The following is a 24371-nucleotide window of genomic DNA, read 5'->3' as shown; positions in this document are numbered from 1 at the left end:
CGACCGTACGCTTCCCGGACCCGACTCGTCGAAAGGCCCTCCCATGCTCCGTCGCATCGTCGTGGTGCTCGTCGCGGCCGTCGTCGGCCTCGGTGCCGCCCTGCCAGCGCAGGCCGCCACGGTCTACCCGACCAGCCTGACCCTCAACGCCAAGCCGGAGCCGGTCGCGGTCGGCGGCACGGTCACCATGTCCGGCACGCTGAAGTACAAGAAGGCCGGGCGTTGGGTGGTGCCGAGTGCCGGCAAGAAGCTCGCCGTGTACTTCGACCCGGCGGGTGACGCGAAGCCGGTGCGGATCACCACGCTCAAGACGAACAGCAAGGGCGCCTACAGCTACAAGCACTCGCAGTCGCGCTCGGGCACGTGGGTCGTCAAGTACGCCGGTCAGTACAACCTCGCGGCCGACCGCGCGACGGACTATGTGCGCGCGTACGTGAAGGGCCCGTGGAACTACCCCGGCCCGGACCTCGACTGCTCCGACGTCCGCAAGAAGGTCTGGGTCGGCAGCACCGACTACCACCGCCTCGACGCGGACGGCGACGGCTGGGGCTGCGACTCCTGGGGCTGAGCCCCTCCGCACGGCTCGGCCCGGAGGCCTCGGATCAGCCCACGAAGAGGCAGAACGGGTGGCCCGCCGGGTCGGCGTAGACCCGCAGCGGCTCCTCCGGGTCGTCGGACCGGTCGAGCAGGAGCCGCGCACCGAGCGCGAGGGCGCGCTCGTGCTGGCGGTCCAGCGCGGCGACGTCCGGAACGGTCGCGTCGAGGTGCAGCTGCTGCGGCACGCCGTCGTCGGGCCAGGTGGTCGGCGGCAGCGACGCCACCTGCTGGAACGCGAGCGGCACGCCGCCCGGGTTCCGCAGCACCAGCCAGTCGGCGCCGCGCTCGTCCGGTTGCCCGGGGCCGGGTGGCTCGTCGCCGGCGCGGTACGCGAGCCCGAACAGCTCGCGGTAGAACTCCGCGAGCCGGCGCGCGTCGGTGGTGTCGAGCACGACCTGCCGGATCGTGGGGACGTCCGGGGCGCTCATCGGGCGGCCCCGGGGAACTGCTCGGCGGTGCCGCGCAGCCTGGTGGTGAACGCGGCGTAGTCGAAGCCGTCGGCGAGGTTGTCGTTGCCGGCCCGCATCCCGACGGCGCCGTCGGCCTCCTCCCGGAGGATGTCGGCGTGGCCGGCGTGCCGGCTCAGCTCGGTGGAGACGTGCACCAGGATCTGGTGCAGCGTGACGTCGCGGTTCCCCTCGCGCCACCACCAGACGCGCCCGGGCGCGTCCAGCGGCAGGGCGTCGATGGTGGCGTCGGCGAAGTCCCACACCTGCCGGTACAGGCCGACGATCTGCTCGACCGACTCGTCCTCGGTGGCGAAGAACTCCGCCTGGAGCGCGTCCGCGTCGGCGTCGGGAGCGTCGGCCGCGGCCAGCCACGGTGCGTCCTCGGGACGCGGCCAGGGGCGGCCGAAGACGTCGCCGAAGTAGCCGATCTCCACCGTGGCCGCGTGCTTGACCAGCCCGAGGAGGTTGGTGCCGGTCGGGGTGCGTGGCATCCGTGCCTCTCGCTCCGACAGCCCCTCCACCTTCCACAGCAACGCTTCGCGCGCACCGCGCAGGTAGCGGTGCAGCACGGTCTTGGCGTCCGGGGGCAGCTCGCTCGTCGTCATCGGCCCAGCCTGCCGGGCGGCACCGACAGTCCGCGCGACGGGTCCCGCCGACCACCGTGCAAGACCAGGGTAGGCAACCCTTACTTCGGCTGTTATGGTGACGCCCGGTCGTGACGAGCTGTCACTACCTCGGTACCTGCCGGTCGTCCATGGCCTGGCACGACACCCGATGCTGGAGGTCCCATGACGGTGCTCGCGGACGTGACCGCGCTCTCGACCCGACTGCGCGAGGGCACACGCGCCGAGCACTCGCAGGCGGAGTCCGAGGGCTTCGTCGAACGGCTCCTGTCGGGCGGGCTCGACGTCGCCGCGTACGCCGACCTCGCCGCGCAGCAGCTCGCCGTCTACACGGCGCTCGAGCGGGCGAGCGAGCGGATGCGGCAGGACGAGCGCGGCGCCGCCCTCGTCTTCGACGAGCTCACCCGCGTGCCCGCCATCGAGCGGGACCTGGCCCACCTGTACGGCGCCGGCTGGCGCGACGTCGTGCGGGCGCTGCCCGCGACCGAGCGCTACGTCGCGCGGCTCGACGCCGTCGGCGGCGACGTCGCCTGCTACGCGGCGCACGCCTACACGCGGTACCTCGGCGACCTCTCGGGCGGCCAGGTCATCCAGCGGATGATGCAGCGCCACTACGGCATGGGCGCGGCGGGCCTGGAGTTCTACGACTTCCCCGAGATCCCCAAGGCCAAGCCGTTCAAGGACGTGTACCGCGAGCGCCTCGACGGGCTCGACCTCGACGACACCGAGGTCGCGCTCGCCGTCTCCGAGGCGCAGGAGGCGTTCCGCCTCAACCGCGCGATGTTCGTCGAGCTGGGCGTCGCGCACCCCTGACCCCCGCGGGCGCGGGCCCGGGTGACGTGGATCACCCGGGTCGACGCCTGCCTCGCGCGTGACAACTAAGGCCAGCCTCGCCTAAGTTAGGCATGCCTCAGCAGGACTCCGGCGCGAGGTCGCGTCCGGCCCGGCCCCCTCTCGGCGGCCGCCCCACCAAGGAGAGAACCCCGCATGTCCTCCCGCCCGGTCCGGCACGCCCGCCGCGCCCTCGCCGCCCCGCTCGCGCTGCTGGTCGCACCGCTGGTCGCGCTGGTCCTCACGGGCTGCACCGCCCTCGGTCCGGGCGGCGTCGTCGAGCAGGCGGCCGCCGTGGACACCACGCCGCTGTCCGAGCTGGACGTGCTCGACGACCCGCGGGAGTGGACCGGGGAGACGGTCGCGCGCACGGCCGAGACGCCCGTCGCCCCCGTCGCGGACGACCCGCAGCCACAGCTCCCGGTCACCGTCACCGACGCCCAGGGCACCGAGGTCACCGTCACCGACACGAGCCGGATCCTGGCCCTCGACCTGTACGGCACCCTGTCACGCACCGTCTTCGAGCTGGGCCTGGGCGACCGGGTGGTGGGTCGCGACACCTCCTCGACCTTCCCCGAGATCGCCGACCTGCCGCTGGTGACGGCGAACGGCCACGAGCTGACCGGCGAGGCCGTCCTGGAGCTCGCGCCCACGGTGATCCTCACCGACACGACGCTCGGCCCGTGGGACGTGCTCATGCAGATGCGCGACGCCGGCATCCCCGTCGTCGTGCTCGACCCGCACCGCAGCGTGAAGACGTCGGGCGACCTCGTGCGGTCCGTGGCGGAGGCGCTCGGGGTCCCCGAGGAGGGCGCGGAGCTCGCCGAGCGCACGCAGGCCGAGGTCGACGACGTCGTCGCGCAGATCGCGGAGCTCGCGCCGCCGGAGAAGGACGACCGGCTGCGCGTCGCCTTCCTCTACGTGCGCGGCCAGGCCGGGGTCTACTACCTGTTCGGCGAGGGCTCCGGCGCGGACTCCCTGGTCGAGTCGGTCGGCGCCGTCGACGTCGCGTCCGAGATCGGCTGGCAGGGCATGCGGCCCGTCAACGACGAGGGCATCGTCGCCGCGCAGCCCGACGTGCTCCTCATGATGTCGAAGGGCCTCGAGTCCGCGGGCGGGGTCGACGGGCTCCTGGAGCGGCTGCCGGCCCTCGCCCAGACCCCGGCAGGGGAGAACCGCCGCATCGTCGCCATGGACGACTCGCAGATCCTCGCGTTCGGCCCCGAGACGGCCGCCGTGCTCGACGCGCTCGCCCGCGCGCTGTACGCCCCCGAGAGCCTGGCGCCCACGAGCGTCTCCACCGGGGGCCCGGCCGCCGGGAGCCACGGGTGACCGCGACCGCGCCGCGCGCCCCGCGCGCGGCCCTGCCCGACGCCGACCCGGCACCGCTGCCCCCGGCCGTCCCCGCCCGCGTGGCCTGGTTCTTCGGCGGCCTGACGGCGGCGCTGCTGGCGCTCGCCGTGGTCGCGGCGGGCTCGGGGCACCTGCACATCCCGCCCGCCGAGGTGCTCGGCGGGCTGGCCCGGGGCCTCGGCCTCGAGCTGGGGCCGGAGCCCTCCCACCCGAACGGGTACGCGGCCCTGTGGACGATCCGCTTCCCGCGCGTGGTCATGGCGATGCTCGTGGGGGCGGCCCTCGCCGCCGCGGGCGCGCTCATGCAGGGCGTGTTCGGCAACCCGCTCGCTGAGCCGGGAGTCGTCGGCGTCTCGTCCGGCGCGGCCGTCGCGGCGTCGGCGACCATCGTGCTCGGCGTGAGCGTCGCGGGTCCCTGGACGACGGCGGGCGCCGCCTTCCTCGGCGGGCTCGTCGCGACCTTCGCGGTCTACGCGCTCGCCCGTTCCGGCGGGCGCACGGAGGTCGTGACGCTGGTCCTCACCGGCGTCGCGATCAACGCTGTGTGCGGCGCGGTGCTGGCCCTGTTCACCTTCCTGGGCGACACCCAGGAGCGCGAGCAGATCATCTTCTGGCAGCTCGGGTCCCTCAACGGCACCCGGTGGGCGTACGTCGCGATCGTCGCGCCGCTGGTCGTCGTCGGGCTCCTCGCGGCGGGCGCGATGGCGCGCCGGCTCGACCTGCTCGCCCTCGGGGAGCGCTCCGCCCGGCACCTGGGGGTGGACGTCGAGCGCCTGCGCGTCGTCGCCGTCGTCGTGGTCGCGCTGCTCACCGCCGCGGCCGTCGCGTTCTGCGGGATCATCTCGTTCGTCGGGCTGGTGGTCCCGCACCTGGTGCGCATGGCCGTGGGCCCCGGGCACCGCGTGCTCGTGCCCGCCAGCGCGCTGGGCGGCGCCGTCCTGCTGCTTGCCGCCGACCTGGTCGCGCGCACCGCCGTGCCCTACGCGGACCTGCCGATCGGCATGCTCACCGCGCTCGTCGGCGGGCCGTTCTTCCTCTGGCTCGTGCGGCGCACCCGCCGGCAGGCGGGGGGCTGGGCATGAGCGCGCTGCTCCAGGTGCGGGGCGCCACCGTGCGGGTGGACGGGCGCGCCGACGGCGCCACCCTGCTCGACGCCGTCGACGTCGACGTGCTCGTCGGCGAGGTGCTCGTCGTCGTCGGCCCGAACGGCGCGGGCAAGTCGACGCTGCTGTCGGTGCTCGCCGGGGACCGGCGGCCCGACGAGGGCACCGTGACGCTCGACGGCGCCCCCGTCGCGGCCGTCCGACCGGCGGAGCTCGCCCGCCACCGCGGCGTGCTGCTGCAGGAGAACCAGGTCAGCTTCCCGTTCCGCGTCGTCGACGTCGTGCGCATGGGCCGGGCGCCCTGGCGTGGCACCGACGCGGAGGACCGTGACGACCTCGTCGTCGCGGACGCCCTCGCCGACGCCGACGTCACGCACCTCGCGGCGCGCCGCTACCCGACGTTGTCCGGGGGCGAGAGGTCGCGCGCGTCGTACGCCCGCGTGCTGGCCCAGGAGCCGCGGCTCCTGCTGCTCGACGAGCCCACCGCCGCGCTCGACGTCCGGCACCAGGAGCGCGTGCTGGCCCGGGCCCGCGACCATGCCCGCGCCGGCGGCGCCGTCGTCGTCGTCCTGCACGACCTGGCGCTCGCCGCGGCGTGGGCCGACCGCGTCCTCGTGCTCGCGGGCGGCCGCGTCGCCGCGCACGGCGTGCCCGCCGACGTGCTCACCGGCGCGCTGCTCACCGACGTCTACGACCACCCCGTCGACGTGCTGCCCCACCCCGTCACCGGGTCGCTGCTCGTGCTGCCCCGGCACGGCGCGCCGCTCCCCACGCTCGCCGAGGACCTCGCATGAACCCCACCCGTCCCGCCGCCCGTCTCTCGGCGCTGCTGGCGCTGCTGCTCACCGTGGCCCTCGGCGCCGGCACGCTGGTCGCCACCGCCCCGACCGCGCAGGCCGCGGCGCGCGTGTCCGTCTCCGGCCTGGACGGCGCCGCGCGCGCCGCCGCCGACGGCCCCACGACGCTCACGCTGCACGGCAGCGGGTTCCAGTCCGTGAAGAACGCCTTCGGCGGCGTCTACGTGCTGTTCGGCTGGGTGTCCGACCCGTCCGGCGGGTCGTGGCGGCCCAGCGCGGGCGGGGCCACCGGCGAGACGTTGCGGTACGTGCCCGACTCCGAGGCCGCCGACAACGCGGGCTACCAGCGCTTCGTGGCGTTCCCCGGGTCGAGCACCGCGGCCGAGGCCAACGGCGGCACCATCGCGTCCGACGGCTCGTGGTCCGCGACGCTCGTCGTGCCCGGCGCGCGCTTCCAGACGGTCGACCGGTCCGGCAGCGCCGTGGACGTGGACTGCACGCAGGTGCGGTGCGGGGTCATCACCATCGGGGCGCACGGCGTCGCGAACGCTGCCAACGAGTCGTTCACGCCCGTGTCGTTCGACGGTGCGGACGCGCCCACGGCCTCCGGCACCGGCGGGGACGGCGGCTCCGGCGGTTCTGGCGGATCCGGCGACGACGCCCCGGGCAGCGAGAGCGCGACCCCGGGCGAGAGCGCGCAGGGGACCTCGGGTGAGGCCGCGCCTGCGGACGGCGGGACCTCGTCGGGCGCCGGCGCGAAGGCCGAGCTGCCCGGCAAGGCCACCGTGGGCGTGGACAGGGCGACCGCCGTGGCGGGCCGGGTGCTGAGCTTCGCCGGGCAGGGCTTCGAGCCGGGGGAGCAGGTGGTCGCGACCCTCGACGACGGGGTGCTCGCCGTCGGCCCGCTCGGCGCGGGCACCCACGGCGAGGTGGCGGGCCTGCTCGAGCTGCCGTCCGACCTGCGGCTCGGCACCCACGTGCTCCGGCTGACGGGCGCGTCGTCCGGGCGGGAGCCCGAGGTCGAGGTGACCGTCACACGCGACCCCGCCGAGGCGGAGGCCGCCGACGCCCTGGTCGCGGCGGCGAGCGCAGACGGAGGCGCCGGGGGCGCCGGGCCGCTCGGCCTGGCGTACAGCCCCGCCGAGCTCGCCGTCGGTGCCGCCGCCCTGCTGCTCCTGCTGCTCGTCGTGACGTCCGCCGTCACCGCCGCGCGGCGGCGCCGTGCGGCCCGCGCCGCGGAGGTGCGGCCGTGAGCGCGCGCCGCGCCCGCGCGGCCCTCGGCGCGGCGGCACTGCTCGCGCTCCTCGCCGTCCCCCCGGCCCCGGCGCTCGCGGCGGACGACCCGGACGACGTCATCCCCCTCACCGTCACCGTGCCCCGGCGCGACGGGGACGGCGACGGCGGCGGCTCCGCGACGCTGACCGACGCCGAGCTGCGGTGGGCCGTGAACACCGAGGCGGGCTCCGGCAACTACGTGGGCTGCAACTTCCTCATGGCCGGCACGCCGGGCACGGACGGGAACACGGGCGGCAGCCGGATCTGGGACGACGGCGACGCGGCGCTCTACCACGGCCGCGCCGGGGACGTGCGGGTGCTGCGCACGGTCGGCACGGGCGCCGCCGCGACGCAGCGGCAGGCGACGTTCGGCACCCGGTGCACCGGGCCGACCGGCGAGCAGGTCACGCTCTCCACCACCACCGGCGCGGAGGTCGTGCTGGCAGGCGGCCGGGGGACGCGGGCCGCCGACGGGTCCGTGGAGATCCGCTGGGCCGGCTCGTTCACGGTCGTGTTCTACGGCGGTATGACGTACTGGTGGGCCGGCGACCCGGTGCTGCGGCTCGACGCCGACGGGGACGGCACGCTCACCGCGACCGCCGGCGGGTACGCCGCCGACCGGGAGGACGTCACGCGGTGGGGCCGGCTGCCCGCGACGCGGGTGACGCTGGCGCGGTTCGACGGCGAGAAGCTCACCGGCAGCAAGGGCGGGTTCCTGCGGCCCGCGTACTGCGGGGTGCGCGCCGACGTCGGCAGCAGCGCCGCGCAGGTGCGCCAGGACCCGGCCGGGTCGTGCTGGGGCTCGTTCCCGCAGAGCCTCGTCGACTTCCAGCAGCGCACCGGGCAGGCCTCGTACTGGTACTCCTCCGGGCACCGCGACGCCGCGAAGCCGCCCGCCGTCGTCGGCGTGAGCTTCGACGCCGCGCAGAGCATCGGCAGCACGCCGCCGGTGAGCGGCGTCGGCACGGGGTCCGGCACCGGGTCGGGCGCGGGCGACGGCTCGTCCGCGCCTGCCGGTCCCGGCCCGTCGGGCGGCGCGTCCGGCCCCGTCGGTGCGCCGGGCCCCGGGACCGACGCGCTCGGCGGACCGGGCGGGCTCGGCGCCGCCGGCCCCGCCACGCCCCGCTCGCCCGGCGCAGCGACGCTCGCGGCGGCCCCGCTCACCGCGTTCCCCGCGGTGCAGGCGGCGACGCTCGGCGGCGCGGCCGCACCGCTCGTGCCCGACCTCCTCCGCACCGCCGACGGCACCGGAACCGACCGCCTCGCCGTCGCCACCACCGGGCTGCTGCTCGCCGCGTCGGGGGCCGTCGTCGGCTTCCGCCGACGCTGGCTCGTGCTGCCCTTCCGGCCCTAGCCGGCAGCGCGCCCAGCGGCCGCTCAGACCCCCGCCCCACCCCACCTCCCCTCCCTCCACGAACGAACGGACAACAGACATGTCGAAGACCTTCGGTCCGGCCCGGTACGGCCGGCTGGTCGCGGGCGCCGGGGCGCTCGCCGTCGGGCTCGGGGCCGCGCTCGTCGCGGCGCCCGCCGCCCAGGCCGCCGAGCCGCGGGACGTCGTCGCGGACAGCGGCAGCGCCTCGTGGGGCTTCCGCGAGAGCTTCCGCCGCTACGTCGGGCTCCAGACCGCGGCCCTCCCGCCCGTCGGCGCGGTGCCGGTGGGCGAGCGCATCACCCTCGTCGAGCCGGCGACGTTCGACGTGGACGGCACCCCCGCCGCCACCGTCGACACGACGCCGCCGAACGAGACGCTGCCCTACCTGCTGCCCGTCACGGGCGGCAGCGTCACGGACGCCGACGACCTCGCCGTCGAGACCTCCGGCGGCGCGGTGTTCCACTTCCCGTCGCACGCCTTCACGGTCACGGTCGAGAACGTGGGCATCGAGGTCACGGGCGGCGTCGGGAAGGTCGTGGGCGACCTGAGCGTCGTCATCCCGGAGAACAACCTGGACTACGAGCCGGGCACCTACGGCGGCGACGACGTCGTCCTCGGCGACGTCGCCACCACGACCGTCGACGTGTCGGGCGACCAGGTCTCCGTCACCGCCGACGGCGTGACGCTCACCGCGGCCGGCGCGTCCGCGCTGCAGGACTTCCTCCAGGCGGGCGCCGAGCTCGACGACCTCACGGTCACGGCGGACCTCGCGGCCCCCGCACAGACCTGGAACCCGGCGGTGTCGCTCTCGAAGAGCGACGGCTTCGACCCCGCGACGACCGGCACCCTCACCGTGACGGGCAGCGGCTTCGACCCGGCCGCCAACATGGCCACCCGCCCGCCGATCACCACCGGCCAGCCGACCGGCGTGTACGTCGTCTTCGGGAAGTTCGCGCAGGACTGGCGGCCGTCGGACGGCGTCGCGTCGTCGGCACGCACGGTCGTCAGCCAGAAGTGGGCGCTGCCGGAGCCGTCGTACTCGCAGCTCAAGGCGTCCAACCCGAACGTCGCCGACCAGCTCGTGCTGCTGAAGGAGGACGGCACGTTCTCCGCAGACCTCCAGGTGAAGACGGACGACGCCGACGGCGTCTACGGCGTGTACACATACGCCGCGGGCGGCGCGGCCGCCAACGCCGCGCAGGAGCTCGCCGTGCCCGTGGCGTTCACGCCCGCCGGTGGCGACGGCGAGAACGTCGACGTCGAGGTCACGGTGCCCGAGGGTGACGGCGGTGGCCCGGTGGAGCCGGAGCCCGGCGAGTTCACGTGGACCATCGCGTCCGGCGGGGCGGTCAGCCTCGGCACCGCCACGCAGGGCGACGCGGCCTTCACCGCGAGCGGCGACCTGCGCCGCGTCACCGTCACCGACACGCGCGCCGGCAGCCCGGCGTGGAGCCTCACTGGCACGGTGACGGACTTCTTCGCCGGCAACCGGTCGTTCAGCGGCTCCGCCCTCGGCTGGACGCCGGCGCTCGGCGCCAACACCGGGGGTGCCGTCGCGGGCGCCGAGGTCGTCGCGGGCTCCGGCTCCGGGCTCAAGGGCGGCGCGACGCTCGTCTCCGCACCCGAGGGGCACGCGGCCGGCTCGGTCGCCGTGGACGCCGGTCTCGACCTGAGCATCCCGCTGTCCACTCCGGCCGGGGAGTACACCGGCGTGCTGACCCTCACCGCGGTGGGCTGACCTGCCCGTGAGCACGCACCACCGCCCGTCGTCGCGGCGCGCCCCGTCCCGGGCGCGCGCCGCGGCGGCGGCCGTCCTCGCCACCGCCGCGGTCGCCGTCGCGGCCCTCGTCCTGCCCGCCCCGGCGGCGGCGCACGCCGCGACCGACGACCTCACCTGGTCCCTCGCCCCGAAGGACGGGGCGCAGGGCGCCGGGCGCGCCAACTTCGCCTACGACGTCGAGCCGGGGGAGCGGGTCCGCGACGTCCTGGTCGTCACCAACCGCTCCGCCGCGCCGCTCGAGCTGTCGGTCTACGGGACCGACGCGGTCACCACGCCGAGCGGGCACCTCGACCTGCTGCCCGCCGACCAGGAGCCCGCCGACCTCGGGTCGTGGCTGGCGCTCGACGCCGGCGACGACGGCACGGTGACGATCGAGCCGGGGGAGTCGGCCGACGTCCCCTTCGCCCTCCGGGTCCCCGACGAGGTCACCCCCGGCGACCACGCGGGCGGCGTCGTGACCTCTCTCCGCCAGCAGGTCGGCGACGGCGCGCTCAGCGTGGACCGCCGGCTCGCGCTGCGCGTGCACGCCCGGGTGGGCGGGGCCCTCGCGCCGGGCCTCGCGGTGTCCGACGTCGACGTCGTCGTGCACCCGAACGCCAACCCGGTGGGCGCGACGCGCGCCACCGTGACCTACACGCTCGCCAACACCGGCAACGCGCGCGTGGTGCCGACCGAGACCGTCCGGCTCACCGGGCCGGGCGCGAGCGCCGTCGCCGGCGGCGAGCCGGCCGACGAGCTGCTGCCCGGCGCCGTCGTGCGCCGCACCGTCCAGGTCGACGGCGTGCGCCCGACGTTCCGCGTCGCGGCCGACGTCCGCGCCGACGGGCTCGTCGTCGGCGTCGGCGGTGGCGGTGCCACCACCGCGACCGGCACCGCCGCGGGCTGGGCCGTGCCCTGGGCGCTGCTCGGCGTCGTCGTCCTCGTCGTCGCTGCCGCGGTCGGCTGGCCGCTGTGGCGGTCCCGCCGCACCCGCGAGGTAGTACCGAGCCCCGCGAGGTAGTAGCGAAACCCGCGCGGTCCGCTACTACCTCGGCAGGTTCCGTACCACCTCGGCGGTCAGCGGACCCGGGCGGCGAGCACGGCCACGTCGTCGCGCTGCTGGCCGTGCACCATCCGGTCGACGAGCCGCTGCGGCAGCTCCGCCGTCGTGCTGCCGTGCAGGTCCGCCAGCACGGCGCGCAGGTCCGCGGCGCGGGCGGCGAACGTCGCGGTGCGCGACTCCACGAGACCGTCCGTGTACAGCAGCAGGGTGTCGCCGGGGCCGAGCTCGGCCGCGTGGTCGCGGCGCACGACCGACGGGTCGACGCCCAGCATGAGGTCGGGGCGGCCGTCGAGCTCGTGCACGCTCCCGTCGGCGCGCAGCACGACCGGCCGCGGGTGCCCGGCGCTGGCCCACCACAGCCGGCACCGGTCGTCGCCGCTGCCCGGCTCGCCGCGGCCGGTGCGGTCCAGGCGTGCGACGACGGCGGTGCCGCTGGCCGTCAGCCCGAGCCCGCGGTTGGCGCGGTCCAGCTCGCGCAGGAGCCGCGCCGGCGGGGCGTCCTGGCACCACGCGAGGGTGCGCAGCATGGCGCGCAGCTGGCCCATGCGGGCGGCGGCCTGCATGTCGTGCCCGGTGACGTCGCCGATCATCAGCACGGTCGAGCGCGGGTCGAGCTCCACCGCGTCGTACCAGTCGCCGCCCACCTTGTCCGTGCGGGTCGCGGACGCGTACGTCGACGCGAGCTCCAGGTACGGCACGCGGGGCAGGTCGGTGAGCATCGCGGCCTGCAGCGTGGTGGCCACGCGGTGCCGGTCCTCCAGCACGCGGATGCGCACCAGGGCCTGCGCCACGCACGACGCGAGCGTGGCGGCCGTGCGACGGCTCTCGTCGTCGTGCTCGTGGGGGCCGCGCCAGAGCAGGACGACGACGCCGAGCAGCTGGTCGTCCACGACCATCGGCACCAGTGCGAGGCCGCCGAGCGACGGGTCGATCCACGGCTCCCAGGTGGGCTGGTCGCGCAGGGCGGCCGCGCCGTCCCGGTAGAACGCGGACCGGCGGGCGCGGGCGACGGCCGCCACCGCCGGGTCGTCGAGGCGCCAGTGCCGCGGCAGGTAGGGGTAGGCGCCGTCGCGCTCCACGAGGGTGAGGCCGGACCCGCCGGGCGCCGCCAGCGCGAGCGCGGCCCACACGGTGCCCAGCCCGGGGCCCGACGTGCGCAGCGCGTCCACGATCTCGTCGAGGGTGGTCGCGGCGGCGAACCTGTCGGTGAGGTCGAGCAGCATGCGGGTGCGGCGCGTGGCGTGCACCGCCACCTGCTGGATGCGGTGCGCGCGCTGCCGTTCGAGGCGCAGACGCAGCTCGGCGGTGCAGGCGGCGGCCAGGTCGGCCAGGGTGGCGAGGTCCGTGGCGCTCCACGCGTGCGCCTCGGTGTCCAGCGCGCACACCGTGCCGACGGCGGTGCCGTGCCGGTCGAAGATCGGGAAACCCGCGTACGACCCCATACCGAGCTCGGTGACCGTCTCGCGGCTCGCGAAGCGCGGGTCGGCGCGGAGGTCCTCGACGACCAGGGGCTGGCCGGTGCGGACGGTCTCGCCGCACAACGGCTCGGTCAGGGTGGTGCGCCGGGTGGCCTGGTAGGGGTCGGGCAGCCCGAGGGCGCCGGGGTACACCTGCGAGTCCGGGAGCACGAGGGTCACGAGGGCCGTGGGGACGTCGACCTGGCGCTGCACGAGCCGTGCGAAGCGGTCGAACGACTCGTCGGCGATCGGCCGCGCGAGCCCGGCCGCGACGAGCGCCTGCACGGCGCCGGCGGTCGGGGCGTCCTGGGCGGGGGCCGTCCTGTCGAAGGATCGAGACGTCACGGGCGCGCGCCCCCGGCACGGCTCTGCGCTCCGCGACCCGCGACCATGCCCCGGATTCTTCCACGCAGGCCGCCGGATATCCTCGCCGAACGATGGACGTCACCCGCCGTGCCCCCGCCGCGCTGCCGCGGATCCTGGCCGCCGCCCTCGTGTCCGCGTCGGCCGTGCTGCTGTTCGCGGTGCACGTGCGCCCGCTCGCCTACGTGCCGCTCGTGGCCGGCGTCGCGCTCGGCCTGCTCGTCGACCGGCGGCTGGGCCGCGACCTCGCGCTGATCGCCGTCGCGCTCGGCATCATCTCGACGATCTCCCTCGAGGCGGACCTGTCCGACGCCGGGATGGCGCGGTTCGCCGTCGTGCTGTCGCTGGCCGTGCTGGTGCCGTGGGCGGCGTCGCGGTACTGGTTCCGCGACGACGACGGCGCGGGGGCGGTACGGTTCCCCGTCGCGACGGGCCGGCGCTGGTCGCGCGGGCAGTATGTCTACCTCGTCGTCGTGGTGGCGGTCGGCTACCTCGTGCTGCCCTGGTACTTCCTGGGCTCCGGTGCCTACCTCAACTGGCCGGAGCTCGAGAGCGGGCAGGACGTCGCCCGGCTGTTCGTCGGCGTCAACGCCGTCGGCATCTGGGACGAGCTGTTCTTCGTGTGCACGGTGTTCGCGCTGCTGCGCCGCCACTTCGGGCTGTGGACGGCGAACGGGCTGCAGGCCGTGATCTTCGTGTCCTTCCTGTGGGAGCTCGGCTACCGCGAGTGGGGGCCGCTGCTCACCGTGCCGTTCGCCCTGGTGCAGGGGTGGATCTTCGCCCGCTACAAGAGCCTCCCGTACGTCGTGACCGTGCACCTGCTGTTCGACGCCGTCGTCTTCGCCGTGCTGGTGCACGGCCACCACCCCGAGCTCTTCGACGTCTTCGTCACCGCGCCCTGAGGCAGGGCGCTGTTTGGCGCGTGCGCCCCGCTGTGGGAGGGTGCGCCCATGCCAAGACGCGGCAGCTGAGCACGATCGAGCCCGGACGGGTGTGGACGACATGCAGGACCCCGAGCACGGCCCGGACGACGACGCTCTCGACACCTGCGCCGCGGAACCCATCCACGTGCCCGGCACGGTGCAGCCCCGCGGGGTGCTGCTCGTGCTGCACGACGACGTGGTGGTGCAGGCCTCCGCCACGCTGCCCGAGCTGCTCGGCCCGCAGCCGGCCGACGTCCTCGGCCGGCCCCTGACCGCCGTGATCGGCGCCGAGGCCGTGGCGGCCCTGCGGCTCGAGGACGTCACCGAGGGCGGGCCGCTCGCGGACGGTCTCCGGCGCGTGACGCTGGACGGCCGCACGTGGGTCGCGTCGACCCACCGCAACCCGCAGGGCGCCGTGGTCGTCGAGCTCGAGCCGCTCGCGGACCAGGCCGCCGACCCGGCGGAGCCGTACCGCGCCGCGTACACCGTGCTCGGCCAGGCGGCGACCGCCGGCTCGCTGGACGAGCTGTACGACCTCACGGCGCGCGGGGTGCGGGAGGTGACGGGCTTCGACCGGGTGATGGTCTACCGGTTCGACGAGGACCACCACGGCCAGGTCGTGGGCGAGGCGCGGCGTGCCGACCTCGAGCCCTTCCTCGGCCACCGGTACCCGGCCGGCGACATCCCGCCCCAGGCGCGCGCCCTCTACGAGAAGAGCTGGCTGCGCCTCATCCACGACGTCGCGTCCGTGCCCCGGCCCCTGGTGCCCGCGCTGCTGCCGGCCGCCGGAGAGCCGACCGACCTCTCGTTCGCCGGCCTGCGCGCGGTGTCGCCGGTGCACGTCGAGTACCTGCGGAACATGGGCGTCGCCGCCTCGATGTCGATCTCGCTGCTGCAGGGCGGGCGGCTGTGGGGGATGGTCGCGTGCCATCACGTCGCCGGCCCGCACACGCCGTCGCTCGAGGTCCGCGCGGCGGCCGAGGCGCTCGCGGCGGGTCTGTCCCTGCAGATGGTGGTGCGTGCCGCCGCGGACGACGCGCAGCACGCCCGCGAGGTCTCCCGTGCGCTCGAGGCGCTGGTCCGGGCGGAGGACGACCCGGTGGCCGACGCCGTCGCGCAGCCGGGGCTGCTGCGGATCCTCGGCGCCGACGGCGCGATGGTCCGCACCGGGGACGCGACGGCGATGGTCGGGCTGGTCCCGGACGAGCCCGAGGCCGTGGTCGACGTCGTGCGGCGGACGGCGCGGCCCCGGAAGGACGGCGGCACGGAGCCGGTGTACGCGTCGCACGACCTGCGGGCCGAGCACCCGGAGCTGGCCGACCGGCTGGGCGACGTCGCGGGCGCGCTCGTCGCCCCGCTGCCCGACGGGGACCTGCTCGCCCTGTTCCGCAGCGAGGTCGCGCGCGAGGTCACGTGGGGCGGCGACCCGCACGAGAAGACGGTCGACCGGGACGAGAGCGGCGCGGTCGTGCGCGTGAGCCCACGACGGTCGTTCGCGGCGTGGCGCGAGGCCGTGCACGGCACCTGCGAGCCCTGGTCGGACCACGACGTCCGTGCGGCCCTCGTGGCGCGCCGGACCGTCGTCGAGCTCCTGTACCGGCGGTCCCGGCCCGACCTGGGCGCGGCGCTGGTGCTGCAGCACTCCTCGCTTCCGGCGGAGCTGCCGACCGTGCCCGGGTGGCGGCTCGAGGCCCGCTACCGGCCCGCGGACGGCGGCCGGGTCGGGGGCGACTGGTACGACGCGTTCGAGCTGCCCGACGGCCGCACCGCCCTCGTCATCGGGGACGTCGCCGGGCACGGGCTGCCCGCCGCGTCGGCGATGACCCAGCTGCGCAACGGCCTGCGCTCCCTGCTGCTGGAGCACCGTGACGTCGCGACGGCGGCGGCCGGCCTGGACCGCCTCGCCCGGACGCTCCTCACCGACGACATGGCCACGCTGCTGGTCGGCATCCTCGACGTCGACCCCGAGACCGGCTCGGGCGGCGTCGACTACGTCTGCGCCGGGCACCTGCCGCCCGTCGTCGCGGACGCGGACGGCGCGCGGTTGGTCGAGGTCGTCCGCAACCCGCCGGTCGGGGCGATGCGCGAGACCGTGCGCGCGGGCCGCGTCGACCTCGCGCCCGGCGAGTCCCTGCTGCTCTACACCGACGGCCTCGTGGAGCGGCGTGGCACGCGGATCCTGGAGCGGCTGGAGGACCTCCGCTCGACCGTGGGGCTCACCCGCGACCTCGAGGTCATCGAGCACAAGCTCGCCGGGCTCGAGTCCGACGACGACTCCACGATGCTCATGGTGACGGCCCTGGGCCGCGGCTGACGGCGGGCGCCCGTCGTCGTCCTCACGCTCGAGCGCGCTCGCGCTCGCGGTCCGGCGGCGCCGCCGGACCGACGCCGGCGGCAGGCGGCGCGCGGGGGCGGGCCGGTGCAGCGGGCGATCGTGCCGGCGCGGGCCGCCGTCGATCCGGGCGTTCGAGGAGCCGTGCTGGGCGGCGACGGGTGGGCGCATGGTGGTCCTCCTGGGCGTGGTGCGGTCGGCCCTCGCGGGCGTTCCCAGGCTCGCCGCGGCCCCGGCACGGATCAACGGCCGATCCGGCTACGCTCGTTCACCCCGGGTCAACGATCGGTCGCCCCGGGCCGAGGGGGCACGGCGGCGAGGGGTGCGACGGGGCGTGGAGCTGCGTGAGATCGAGATCTTCCTGACCCTCGCGGAGGAGCTGCACTTCGGCCGGACGGCGGAGAGGCTGCACGTCTCGGTGTCGCTCGTGAGCCAGTCGATCCGCAAGCAGGAGCGGGCCGTCGGGGCGGTGCTGTTCGAGCGCACCAGCCGTAAGGTCGAGCTCACCGCGGTGGGGGAGGTGCTGCGCGCGGGCCTGCGTCCCGCGTACGAGGGCATCGGCGCCGCCGTCGCCGCCGCCACGGCCGCGGCGCGGCGCGTGGCCGGCACGCTGACGCTCGGCTTCATGGGCGGGCAGGCGCACGAGCTGGAGCCCGACCTCGCCCGGTTCCGGGCCCGGCACCCCGACGTCGAGCTGCGCTTCCGTGAGGTCGTCTTCAGCGACCCGTTCGCCGCGCTGCGGCGCGGCGACGTCGACCTCCTGACGACGTGGCTCCCCGTCGAGGAGCCCGACCTCACCGTCGGACCCGTGCTGCGGTCCGAGCCGCTGCGGCTCCTGGTGGCGACGGACCACCCGCTCGCGGCGGCGGGGCGCGTCGACGTCGAGGCGCTCGCCGAGCACGCCGTGCCCGCGGTCCGCGGGGCGGCGCCGCCGGCATGGCTGGCCGGCGTCCTGCCCGAGCGGACGCCGGCCGGGCGGGAGGTCCCGCGCGGACCGGCCGCCGCCACCTACCAGGAGATCCTCGCCCTCGTCGCCGCGGGGAAGGTGGTGTGCCCGGTGCCCGACGAGGGCCGCCGCTACTTCCCGTGGCCGGGCGTCACGTACCTCCCGCTCGACGGCGCGCCCGCGGTGCGCTGGGCGCTGGTGTGGCGCTCCTCCGACGCGACCCCGCCGCTGCGGGCCTTCGTCGCGGAGGTCGCCCGCGAGGAGTGAGCCGACCCGTCAGCCGGGGAGCTCGTCGAGCAGCCGGGACATCCGGTCGATCTCCGCGATCTGGTCCGCCGCCACGTTCGCGGCGAACTCCTGGACCGTCTCGTCCCGCCCGGCGGCGCTGAGGTCGTCGACCATCTCCAGCGCGCCCGCGTGGTGCTTGATCATGCCCTCGAGGAACAGCCGGTCGAACGCGGTGCCGTCGGCGTCCGCCAGGGCCGTCATCTCGGCCTCGGTCAGCATGCCGGGCATGGAGCCGTGGTCGTGGGCCTGCGGGGCGCGCGGCCCGCTCCCGTCCGACGGCGCGGCCGACGCCGTCGCCACCGCGGGCACCGGGAGTCCCTGGTCCTCGAGCCAGCGGCTCATGTAGTCGATCTCGCCGTCCTGCGTCAGGCGGATGCGGTCGGCGAACTTCGCGAGCGGCGCCGACCCCGACCGCTCGGGGACCAGCTGCGCCATCTCCACGGCCTGGGCGTGGTGGCCGATCATCCGCGTCATGAAGTCGGCGTCGGCCTCGGTGACGACGTCGGCGTCGCCCATGCCCTCGTAGTCCTCGGGGGCGATGGTCTCGGCGGGCTCGCCGGGCTTCCCCGGCGCGAGAACGGCAGACGACGGCGTCGGTACCGGCGCGGGCTCCTCGGCGGTGCACCCGGCGGAGAGCCCCAGGGCGAGCGCGACGACGCAGGTCAGGGCGGCGCGACGGCCGCCCGTCCGACCGATCCGGGGGTCTGTGGTCACCGGAAGATCCTCTCCTGAGGTTGTTGCCACGGCGTAAAAAGATGCCCGCACACCTGGTGGGGAGGATGCTTCCAGACAACACTCAGTGTGACCAACACAACGATGTGTGGCGCTTGCGCGTCGTCCAACCCTGAGTTCACGGAAGAGGAGTCCACGGATGCGGAGTTCACGGACGAGCAGTTCACGGACGAGAGGCGTCGCCGGTGTCGCCCTCTCGCTGACCCTGGTCGCGGGGGCGCTGGGGCTCGCGGCCCCCGCGTCGGCGTCCGACGCCCCCGAGCCCGACGTCCCGCCGGGCGAGGTGGCGTCGTCGAACATCGAGCACCTCAGCAACAACCCGAAGAACGGCGCCCTGCAGGGCACCGGCTCGGACATCGCGTTCCAGGGCAAGTACGCCTTCGCGGGCAACTACGACGGCTTCACCGTGTACGACCTCTCCGACCCGGAGGAGCCCGTCCAGGCGCTGCAGGTGTACTGCCCGGGCTCGCAGAACGACATCTCCGTCTACGGCGACGTCCTGGTGCTCTCCACCGACTCGTCGCGCAGCGACGACTCGTGCGCCTCGACGACCCGGCCCGCGACGGAGAAGGACGCCTGGGAGGGCATCAAGGTCTGGGACATCTCCGACCCGCTGGAGCCCGAGTACGTCAAGTCCGTCGAGACGGCCTGCGGCTCCCACACCCACTCCCTGGCGCCGAGCAAGAACGGCAAGGACCTGTACGTCTACGTCTCGTCGTACAGCCCGAGCTCGACCTACCCCGACTGCCAGCCGCCGCACGACATCATCTCGGTCGTGAAGATCCCCGTGAAGAACCCGGCGGCCGCCACGCTCGTGGGCACGCCGAACCTCTTCCCGGAGGGCGGCTACGAGGGCGACCCGGACCGGCGCGCCTCGGCGACGTCCGGCTGCCACGACATCACCACCTACGCGCAGAAGGACCTCGCGGCGGGTGCGTGCATGGGTGACGGCATCCTCATGGACATCAAGGACCGTGCCCACCCGAAGGTGATCAGCACGGTCCGGGACACCGAGAACTTCGCGTTCTGGCACTCGGCCACCTTCAACAACGACGCGACCAAGGTCGTCTTCACCGACGAGCTCGGCGGCGGCGGGCTGGCGACCTGCACCGGCGAGTACGCCCCGGAGCTCGGTGCCAACGGCATCTACGACATCGAGAAGGAGCGGAAGAAGGGCGGGAAGCACGAGACGAAGCTCGTGTTCCAGAGCTACTACAAGATCCCGCGCATCAACGACGCCACCGAGAACTGCGTGGCGCACAACGGCTCGCTGATCCCGGTCAAGGGCAAGGACCTCATGGTCCAGTCCTGGTACCAGGGCGGCGTCTCGGTGTTCGACTTCACCAACTCGAAGAAGCCGCGGGAGCTCGCCTGGTTCGACCGCGGCGCGGGCGTCTCCAGCGGTGGCACCTGGTCCACCTACTGGTACAACGGCTACGCCTACTCGAACGACCTGGGGATCGGTTTCGACACGTTCGACATCGACGACCGGATCGACGGGAAGGCGAAGACCGACCTCAGGTCGCTCAACCCGCAGATGCAGCAGAAGTTCTGAGTCGCTGAGCCCGGCAGCGGCCGGGAGGGTCGACGGCGGCCGGTCTACCCACGGGTGGGCCGGCCGCCGTCGTCCGTCGGCGCTCCGGCCCGATAGGTGGCCGGGACGACGATCGTGATCGAATCGATATGTTCACCGGTCCAGAACGCGCCGACCTGCAATTTTATCGGCCTTATGGTGTGTTCTGCGTCTCATCTCCGGTGCGCTGAACGCCCGTGTGACAAGACGTGAACCACGGCGAAACAGAGCGCGAGTAAGGTCAGCGACTGTTGCACAGGTCTATCGTGAGGCGCCCTGCCAAACCAGCCCGGCCTGCGCTTTCGTCATCAGTGCGCGCGGCCCGCACCCACCGGGCAGGGGCCACGCGCGTCGTCGGGCCACGAGCCCCCAGTGCACAGGGAAGTCCATGCGTGTCGCGCCTCTCGCCATGCTGACCGGGAACCAGCCACCCGGACGAGGGGGCACCCCCGTGCCCGCACCGACGAGCGTGGTCGGTCACGACTGATGGGCCGGTTCCTCCTGCGGCGTGGTGCGAACTACGTCGCGATGCTCTTCGTCGCCGTCTCGGCGACGTACCTGCTGGCCTCGGTCTTCATGGACCCCCGGTCCAACTACCTGTCGCGCAACCCGCGCCCGCCGATGGACTCCATCAACGCGTCCCTCACGGCGGCGAACATCAACGACGAGGACCCGCTGCTGCTGCGCTACTGGCGCTGGCTGACGGAGATCGTCCTGCACTGGAACTGGGGCCTGAGCCCCGACCAGGAGCCGGTGGCCAGCGCGGTCGCGACGCGGATCGGCGCGTCGACGCAGCTCGTCACGCTCGCCACGGTGCTCGCGATCGTCATCGGCGTCGCGATCGGCGTCTACACCGCGATCCGCCAGTACAAGTGGCAGGACCGCGTGCTCGGCGGCTTCGCGACCTTCTTCCTCGTGATCCCGACGGCGGTGCTCGCGCTGTTCGTCGTCATCGCCGCGATCTACATCAACGAGGCGCTCGGGTTCCGGTTGTTCTACGTCACCGGGTTGCACAGCTACGAGGGCGACAACCCCTGGTTGTGGCTGCTCGACCTGGCGCAGCACCTCATCCTGCCGACCATCGTGCTGACGATCATCGGCGCCGTGAGCTACCACCTCACGCAGCGCACGTACCTGCTCGACACGATGAAGGCCGACTACGTGCGCACCGCGCGGGCCAAGGGCCTGCCGCTGCACCTCGCGATCCGCAAGCACGCGCTGCGCACGTCGCTCATCCCGACGGCCGTCAACGTCGCGTTCTCGATCGCGACGGTGTTCACGGGCGCCGTGATCACCGAGACGATCTTCGCGATCAACGGCCTGGGCCGGTACTTCGTCACGACGATCGTCAACAACGACATCAACGGCGCGACGTGCATCGCGGCGTTCGCCGGCGTGTGCACCCTCGTCGGTGCGCTGCTGGCCGACCTCGTCGTCGCGTGGCTCGACCCGCGCATCAGGATCAGCTGAGAGGGGCTGGACAACCATGGCTGACTCCGAGCTGACCGTCACCGCCGCCGCCGTCCTCACGGCGGAGGACGAGCAGAGCACCGGGCTGCGGCGCACCGGGCGCTTCACCCTGATCGCCAGGCGTTTCGCGCGCCGCCCGTCCGCCGTCGTCGGGCTGGTGCTGCTGGTGCTGCTCGTCGTGTTCGCGTTCGTGGGCCCGCGCATCGCGCAGTGGGGCTACGACGAGCCCGACTTCCTCGCCCTCGCCCAGGCGCCGTCCGCCGAGCACTGGTTCGGCACGACGACGGGCGGGTCCGACGTCTTCGCCCTCGTGGCGCGCGGCCTCGGCCGCTCCCTCGCCATCGGCATCCTGTCGTCCGTGGCGATCACGGTGATCGCGGCGATCGTCGGCACCACCATCGCCTTCTTCGAGGGCTGGGTGGAGCGCGTCGGCATGTGGGTCCTCGACATGCTGCTGGTGATCCCGTCGTTCCTGCTCATCGCGATGATCGTGCGCTCGTCGTCCGGCGCCAACGGCTGGATCTGGCTCACGTTCGGCATCACGGTCTTCGGCTGGATCGGGTACGCCCGCGTGCTGCGCACCCTGACGCTGTCGCTGCGCGAGCTCGACTACGTGCACGCCGCCAAGTACATGGGCGTGCGGTCGTTCACGATCATCCGCCGGCACCTCATCCCGAACCTCGGGTCGGTGCTCATCATCCAGACCGTGCTCGGCGTGGTCGCCGCCGTGAACTCCGAGACGGCGCTGTCGTTCCTCGGCCTCGGCATCAAGGCGCCGGACACCTCGCTCGGCACCATCCTCCAGGCGGGGCAGAGCGTCATCCTCACCGCGCCGTGGGTGCTCATCGCCCCGTCGATCGCGCTGGTGCTGCTCACGTTCTCCGTGCAGCTCATCGGCGACGGCCTGCGCGACGCCATCGACCCGAACTCCCGGTCGGGAGGCCGAGCATGAACCCCGTCCTGAGCGTGCGCGACCTGCACGTGAGCTTCGCCTCGGAGGCCGGCACCGTCCGCGCCGTCCGCGGCGTCAACTTCGACCTCATGCCCGGGCGGACGCTCGGCATCGTGGGGGAGTCGGGGTCCGGCAAGTCCGTGACGTCCCTGTCGGTCATGGGGCTGCTGGACGAGAACGCCCGCGTCGAGGGCTCCATCCGGCTCAAGGGCACGGAGCTGCTCGGGCTGAGCGAGCTCGAGCTGTCCAAGTACCGCGGCAACGAGATGGCGATGGTCTTCCAGGACCCGCTGTCCGCGCTGACCCCGGTCTTCTCCATCGGCGACCAGCTCGCCGAGGCCCTCGACCTGCACCAGGACCTGAACCGCAAGCAGGTCAAGGAGCGGTCGATCGAGCTGCTCGACCTGGTCGGCATCCCCAACCCGGCCGAGCGGCTGCGGGCGTACCCGCACCAGTTCTCCGGCGGTATGCGCCAGCGGGTGATGATCGCGATCGCCATCGCGAACGACCCGGACGTCATCATCGCCGACGAGCCCACCACGGCCCTCGACGTGACGATCCAGGCCCAGGTGCTCGACGTCCTCAAGAAGGCGCAGCGCGAGACCGGCGCCGCCGTCGTGATGATCACCCACGACCTCGGCGTCGTGGCCGGCGTGGCCGACGACGTCCTCGTGATGTACGCCGGCCGCCCCGTGGAGCAGGCGCCCGTCGACGAGCTGTTCGCCCGGCCCGCCATGCCGTACACGATGGGCCTGCTGGGCGCCGTGCCGCGCCCCGACCGCGGCGAGAGCCGTCGCCTCGTGCCGATCCAGGGCAACCCGCCGTCGCTGGTCGACCTGCCCGTCGGCTGCCCGTTCGCCGACCGCTGCCCGCTGGTCGAGGACCGCTGCCGCACGACCGAGCCCGACCTGCTGCCCGTCGCCGGCCGGCCCGAGACGCTCGCCGCGTGCGTGCGCGCCGACGAGCTCGCCGAGCAGGGCGTCACGTTCGAGGACGCCTACGAGGTGGCCGAGGCCGCCGAGTCGGAGCTCGAGGCGGTGCCCCGCGAGCAGCGCGAGGTCGTGCTCGAGGTCGAGGGCCTCAAGCGGCACTTCCCGCTCACCAAGGGCGGCTTCCTGCGCCGCCGCGTCGGCACCGTCAAGGCCGTGGACGGCGTCACGTTCGACGTGCGCGCCGGCGAGACGGTCGCGCTGGTCGGCGAGTCCGGCTCCGGCAAGACGACGACGCTGCTCGAGATCATGAAGCTCGAGGCGCCGCAGGGCGGCCGGGTCGCCGTGCTCGGCAAGAACCTCGAGGAGCTCTCGAAGCGCGAGCGCGCGGGGCTGCGGCGCGACCTGCAGATCGTGTTCCAGGACCCGATGAGCTCGCTCGACCCGCGCATGCCGGTCTACGACGTGCTCGCCGAGCCGCTCAAGGTGCACGGCTGGTCGCGTCAGAAGGTCAACGCCCGCATCGACGAGCTCATGAAGCTGGTCGGCCTCAACCCCGACCACGTCGACCGGTTCCCGTCGCAGTTCTCCGGCGGCCAGCGCCAGCGCATCGCCATCGCGCGGGCCCTTGCCGTGAACCCGCGGCTCATCGTGCTCGACGAGCCGGTGTCGGCCCTCGACGTGTCGATCCAGGCGGGCGTCATCAACCTGCTCGAGGACCTGCAGGCCCAGCTCGGCGTCGCGTTCCTCTTCGTCGCGCACGACCTGTCCGTGATCCGGCACATCTCCAGCCGCGTGGCCGTGATGTACCTGGGGCAGGTCGTCGAGTCCGGGGACACGGAGGCGGTCTTCACCGCGCCACGCCACCCGTACACGCAGGCCCTGCTGTCGGCCGTGCCGCTGCCCGACCCGCAGCTCGAGCGCGGGCGCAAGCGCGTGGTGCTCGAGGGCGACCTGCCCAGCCCGGTGGAGGAGATCCCCGGCTGCCGCTTCGCGAGCCGCTGCCCCGTGCGCGCCACGCTGCCGGCCGACGACCAGCGGCGCTGCGACACCGTGCTGCCCGTGCTCACGGGCGGCGACGACCAGCTCGCCGCCTGCCACTTCCCGCTGACCAGGACGTCGGCGGGCCCCACAGACGTGCGGGAGACCACCCGCGCCTGACCCGTCCGGGTCATCTACCC

Annotated in this window: 20 protein-coding genes; 16 read left to right on the top strand and 4 right to left on the bottom strand. The window is 74.5% G+C overall.

All coding sequences use genetic code 11. The features are described from left to right. Nucleotides 1-43: 43 nt before the first annotated feature. Nucleotides 44-568, top strand: a complete 525-nt coding sequence (locus ACFQ8T_RS00455) for a hypothetical protein (RefSeq protein WP_430544606.1) — start codon at nt 44-46, stop codon at nt 566-568. 34 nt (nt 569-602) lie between these two features. Here ACFQ8T_RS00455 and ACFQ8T_RS00450 read toward each other — a convergent pair whose 3' ends face one another. Further along, the gene (locus tag ACFQ8T_RS00450) at nt 603-1025 is read right to left on the bottom strand and encodes a VOC family protein (RefSeq protein ID WP_430544605.1); all 423 of its coding nucleotides are present in this window, start codon (nt 1023-1025) and stop codon (nt 603-605) included. Beyond that, on the bottom strand, nt 1022-1651 hold the full coding sequence (locus ACFQ8T_RS00445; RefSeq protein ID WP_430544604.1) for a DinB family protein: 630 nt from the start codon (nt 1649-1651) through the stop codon (nt 1022-1024). The genes ACFQ8T_RS00450 and ACFQ8T_RS00445 overlap by 4 nt, the downstream gene beginning before the upstream one ends. A 183-nt stretch (nt 1652-1834) precedes the next feature. Between ACFQ8T_RS00445 and ACFQ8T_RS00440 the strand changes: the two genes are divergently transcribed. The 8 genes from ACFQ8T_RS00440 to ACFQ8T_RS00405 all read left to right on the top strand — a co-directional run bounded on the left by ACFQ8T_RS00440 (nt 1835) and on the right by ACFQ8T_RS00405 (nt 11183). Next, a complete protein-coding gene (locus ACFQ8T_RS00440; RefSeq protein WP_430544603.1) occupies nt 1835-2482 on the top strand; it encodes a heme oxygenase (biliverdin-producing) in 648 nt (215 codons plus the stop codon). Between the two features lie 174 nt (nt 2483-2656). Further along, nucleotides 2657-3832, top strand: coding sequence for a hemin ABC transporter substrate-binding protein (locus ACFQ8T_RS00435; protein WP_430544602.1), 1176 nt, complete (start codon nt 2657-2659; stop codon nt 3830-3832). Beyond that, nucleotides 3829-4935, top strand: coding sequence for a FecCD family ABC transporter permease (locus ACFQ8T_RS00430; protein WP_430544601.1), 1107 nt, complete (start codon nt 3829-3831; stop codon nt 4933-4935). The genes ACFQ8T_RS00435 and ACFQ8T_RS00430 overlap by 4 nt, the downstream gene beginning before the upstream one ends. Then, entirely contained in the window at nt 4932-5750 is an 819-nt protein-coding gene (locus ACFQ8T_RS00425) for a heme ABC transporter ATP-binding protein (RefSeq protein ID WP_430544600.1), read from the top strand. Before ACFQ8T_RS00430 ends, ACFQ8T_RS00425 begins: the two co-directional genes overlap by 4 nt. Then, nucleotides 5747-7006 (top strand): hypothetical protein, encoded by a 1260-nt coding sequence (locus tag ACFQ8T_RS00420; RefSeq protein WP_430544599.1) that lies wholly within the window; start codon nt 5747-5749, stop codon nt 7004-7006. The genes ACFQ8T_RS00425 and ACFQ8T_RS00420 overlap by 4 nt, the downstream gene beginning before the upstream one ends. Next, nucleotides 7003-8382, top strand: coding sequence for a hypothetical protein (locus ACFQ8T_RS00415; RefSeq protein ID WP_430544598.1), 1380 nt, complete (start codon nt 7003-7005; stop codon nt 8380-8382). The genes ACFQ8T_RS00420 and ACFQ8T_RS00415 overlap by 4 nt, the downstream gene beginning before the upstream one ends. 79 nt (nt 8383-8461) lie before the next feature. Continuing rightward, a complete protein-coding gene (locus ACFQ8T_RS00410) occupies nt 8462-10141 on the top strand; it encodes an HtaA domain-containing protein (protein ID WP_430544597.1) in 1680 nt (559 codons plus the stop codon). A 7-nt stretch (nt 10142-10148) separates the two neighbouring features. Then, entirely contained in the window at nt 10149-11183 is a 1035-nt protein-coding gene (locus tag ACFQ8T_RS00405) for a WxL protein peptidoglycan domain-containing protein (protein ID WP_430544596.1), read from the top strand. A gap of 56 nt (nt 11184-11239) precedes the next feature. Here the strand turns inward: ACFQ8T_RS00405 and ACFQ8T_RS00400 are convergent, their stop codons facing one another. Then, nucleotides 11240-13027 (bottom strand): SpoIIE family protein phosphatase, encoded by a 1788-nt coding sequence (locus tag ACFQ8T_RS00400; protein ID WP_430544595.1) that lies wholly within the window; start codon nt 13025-13027, stop codon nt 11240-11242. Nucleotides 13028-13119: 92 nt separating this feature from the next. Between ACFQ8T_RS00400 and ACFQ8T_RS00395 the strand changes: the two genes are divergently transcribed. The 3 genes from ACFQ8T_RS00395 (at nt 13120) to ACFQ8T_RS00385 (ending at nt 17513) form a co-directional block, all read left to right on the top strand. Beyond that, a complete protein-coding gene (locus ACFQ8T_RS00395) occupies nt 13120-13947 on the top strand; it encodes a type II CAAX prenyl endopeptidase Rce1 family protein (RefSeq protein WP_430544594.1) in 828 nt (275 codons plus the stop codon). Between the two features lie 100 nt (nt 13948-14047). Beyond that, nucleotides 14048-16282, top strand: coding sequence for a SpoIIE family protein phosphatase (locus ACFQ8T_RS00390; protein WP_430545079.1), 2235 nt, complete (start codon nt 14048-14050; stop codon nt 16280-16282). 352 nt (nt 16283-16634) lie between these two features. Beyond that, a complete protein-coding gene (locus ACFQ8T_RS00385) occupies nt 16635-17513 on the top strand; it encodes a LysR family transcriptional regulator (protein ID WP_430544593.1) in 879 nt (292 codons plus the stop codon). A gap of 9 nt (nt 17514-17522) precedes the next feature. Here the strand turns inward: ACFQ8T_RS00385 and ACFQ8T_RS00380 are convergent, their stop codons facing one another. Next, entirely contained in the window at nt 17523-18248 is a 726-nt protein-coding gene (locus tag ACFQ8T_RS00380) for a DUF305 domain-containing protein (protein WP_430544592.1), read from the bottom strand. Between the two features lie 157 nt (nt 18249-18405). Here ACFQ8T_RS00380 and ACFQ8T_RS00375 point away from each other — a divergent pair, with 157 nt between their 5' ends. From ACFQ8T_RS00375 to ACFQ8T_RS00360, 4 genes are all read left to right on the top strand, one after another. Then, nucleotides 18406-19821 carry an LVIVD repeat-containing protein gene (locus tag ACFQ8T_RS00375; protein WP_430544591.1) on the top strand — a complete coding sequence of 472 codons (1416 nt, stop codon included), beginning with the start codon at nt 18406-18408 and terminating at the stop codon, nt 19819-19821. A gap of 504 nt (nt 19822-20325) precedes the next feature. After that, a complete protein-coding gene (locus ACFQ8T_RS00370) occupies nt 20326-21309 on the top strand; it encodes an ABC transporter permease (protein ID WP_430544590.1) in 984 nt (327 codons plus the stop codon). Nucleotides 21310-21325: 16 nt separating this feature from the next. Further along, on the top strand, nt 21326-22261 hold the full coding sequence (locus tag ACFQ8T_RS00365) for an ABC transporter permease (RefSeq protein WP_430544589.1): 936 nt from the start codon (nt 21326-21328) through the stop codon (nt 22259-22261). Beyond that, nucleotides 22258-24351: a dipeptide ABC transporter ATP-binding protein gene (locus tag ACFQ8T_RS00360; protein ID WP_430544588.1), complete on the top strand. Its 2094-nt coding sequence runs from the start codon at nt 22258-22260 to the stop codon at nt 24349-24351. The genes ACFQ8T_RS00365 and ACFQ8T_RS00360 overlap by 4 nt, the downstream gene beginning before the upstream one ends. The last annotated feature ends 20 nt before the right edge of the window (nt 24352-24371 follow it).

The sequence above is a fragment of the Isoptericola sp. NPDC056618 genome (assembly GCF_042792715.1).
In the GTDB taxonomy this organism is placed as follows: Bacteria; Actinomycetota; Actinomycetes; order Actinomycetales; family Cellulomonadaceae; genus Isoptericola; species Isoptericola nanjingensis.
This window is presented reverse-complemented; position numbering and strand designations above follow the sequence as displayed.

Coding starts and splice junctions, on each gene's coding strand:
- ACFQ8T_RS00455 (WP_430544606.1), top strand. CDS start 44: ATGCTCCGTCGCATCGTCGTGGTGCTCGTCGCGGCCGTCGTCGGCCTC.
- ACFQ8T_RS00450 (WP_430544605.1), bottom strand. CDS start 1,025: ATGAGCGCCCCGGACGTCCCCACGATCCGGCAGGTCGTGCTCGACACC.
- ACFQ8T_RS00445 (WP_430544604.1), bottom strand. CDS start 1,651: ATGACGACGAGCGAGCTGCCCCCGGACGCCAAGACCGTGCTGCACCGC.
- ACFQ8T_RS00440 (WP_430544603.1), top strand. CDS start 1,835: ATGACGGTGCTCGCGGACGTGACCGCGCTCTCGACCCGACTGCGCGAG.
- ACFQ8T_RS00435 (WP_430544602.1), top strand. CDS start 2,657: ATGTCCTCCCGCCCGGTCCGGCACGCCCGCCGCGCCCTCGCCGCCCCG.
- ACFQ8T_RS00425 (WP_430544600.1), top strand. CDS start 4,932: ATGAGCGCGCTGCTCCAGGTGCGGGGCGCCACCGTGCGGGTGGACGGG.
- ACFQ8T_RS00420 (WP_430544599.1), top strand. CDS start 5,747: ATGAACCCCACCCGTCCCGCCGCCCGTCTCTCGGCGCTGCTGGCGCTG.
- ACFQ8T_RS00410 (WP_430544597.1), top strand. CDS start 8,462: ATGTCGAAGACCTTCGGTCCGGCCCGGTACGGCCGGCTGGTCGCGGGC.
- ACFQ8T_RS00395 (WP_430544594.1), top strand. CDS start 13,120: ATGGACGTCACCCGCCGTGCCCCCGCCGCGCTGCCGCGGATCCTGGCC.
- ACFQ8T_RS00390 (WP_430545079.1), top strand. CDS start 14,048: ATGCAGGACCCCGAGCACGGCCCGGACGACGACGCTCTCGACACCTGC.
- ACFQ8T_RS00375 (WP_430544591.1), top strand. CDS start 18,406: ATGCGGAGTTCACGGACGAGCAGTTCACGGACGAGAGGCGTCGCCGGT.
- ACFQ8T_RS00370 (WP_430544590.1), top strand. CDS start 20,326: ATGGGCCGGTTCCTCCTGCGGCGTGGTGCGAACTACGTCGCGATGCTC.
- ACFQ8T_RS00365 (WP_430544589.1), top strand. CDS start 21,326: ATGGCTGACTCCGAGCTGACCGTCACCGCCGCCGCCGTCCTCACGGCG.
- ACFQ8T_RS00360 (WP_430544588.1), top strand. CDS start 22,258: ATGAACCCCGTCCTGAGCGTGCGCGACCTGCACGTGAGCTTCGCCTCG.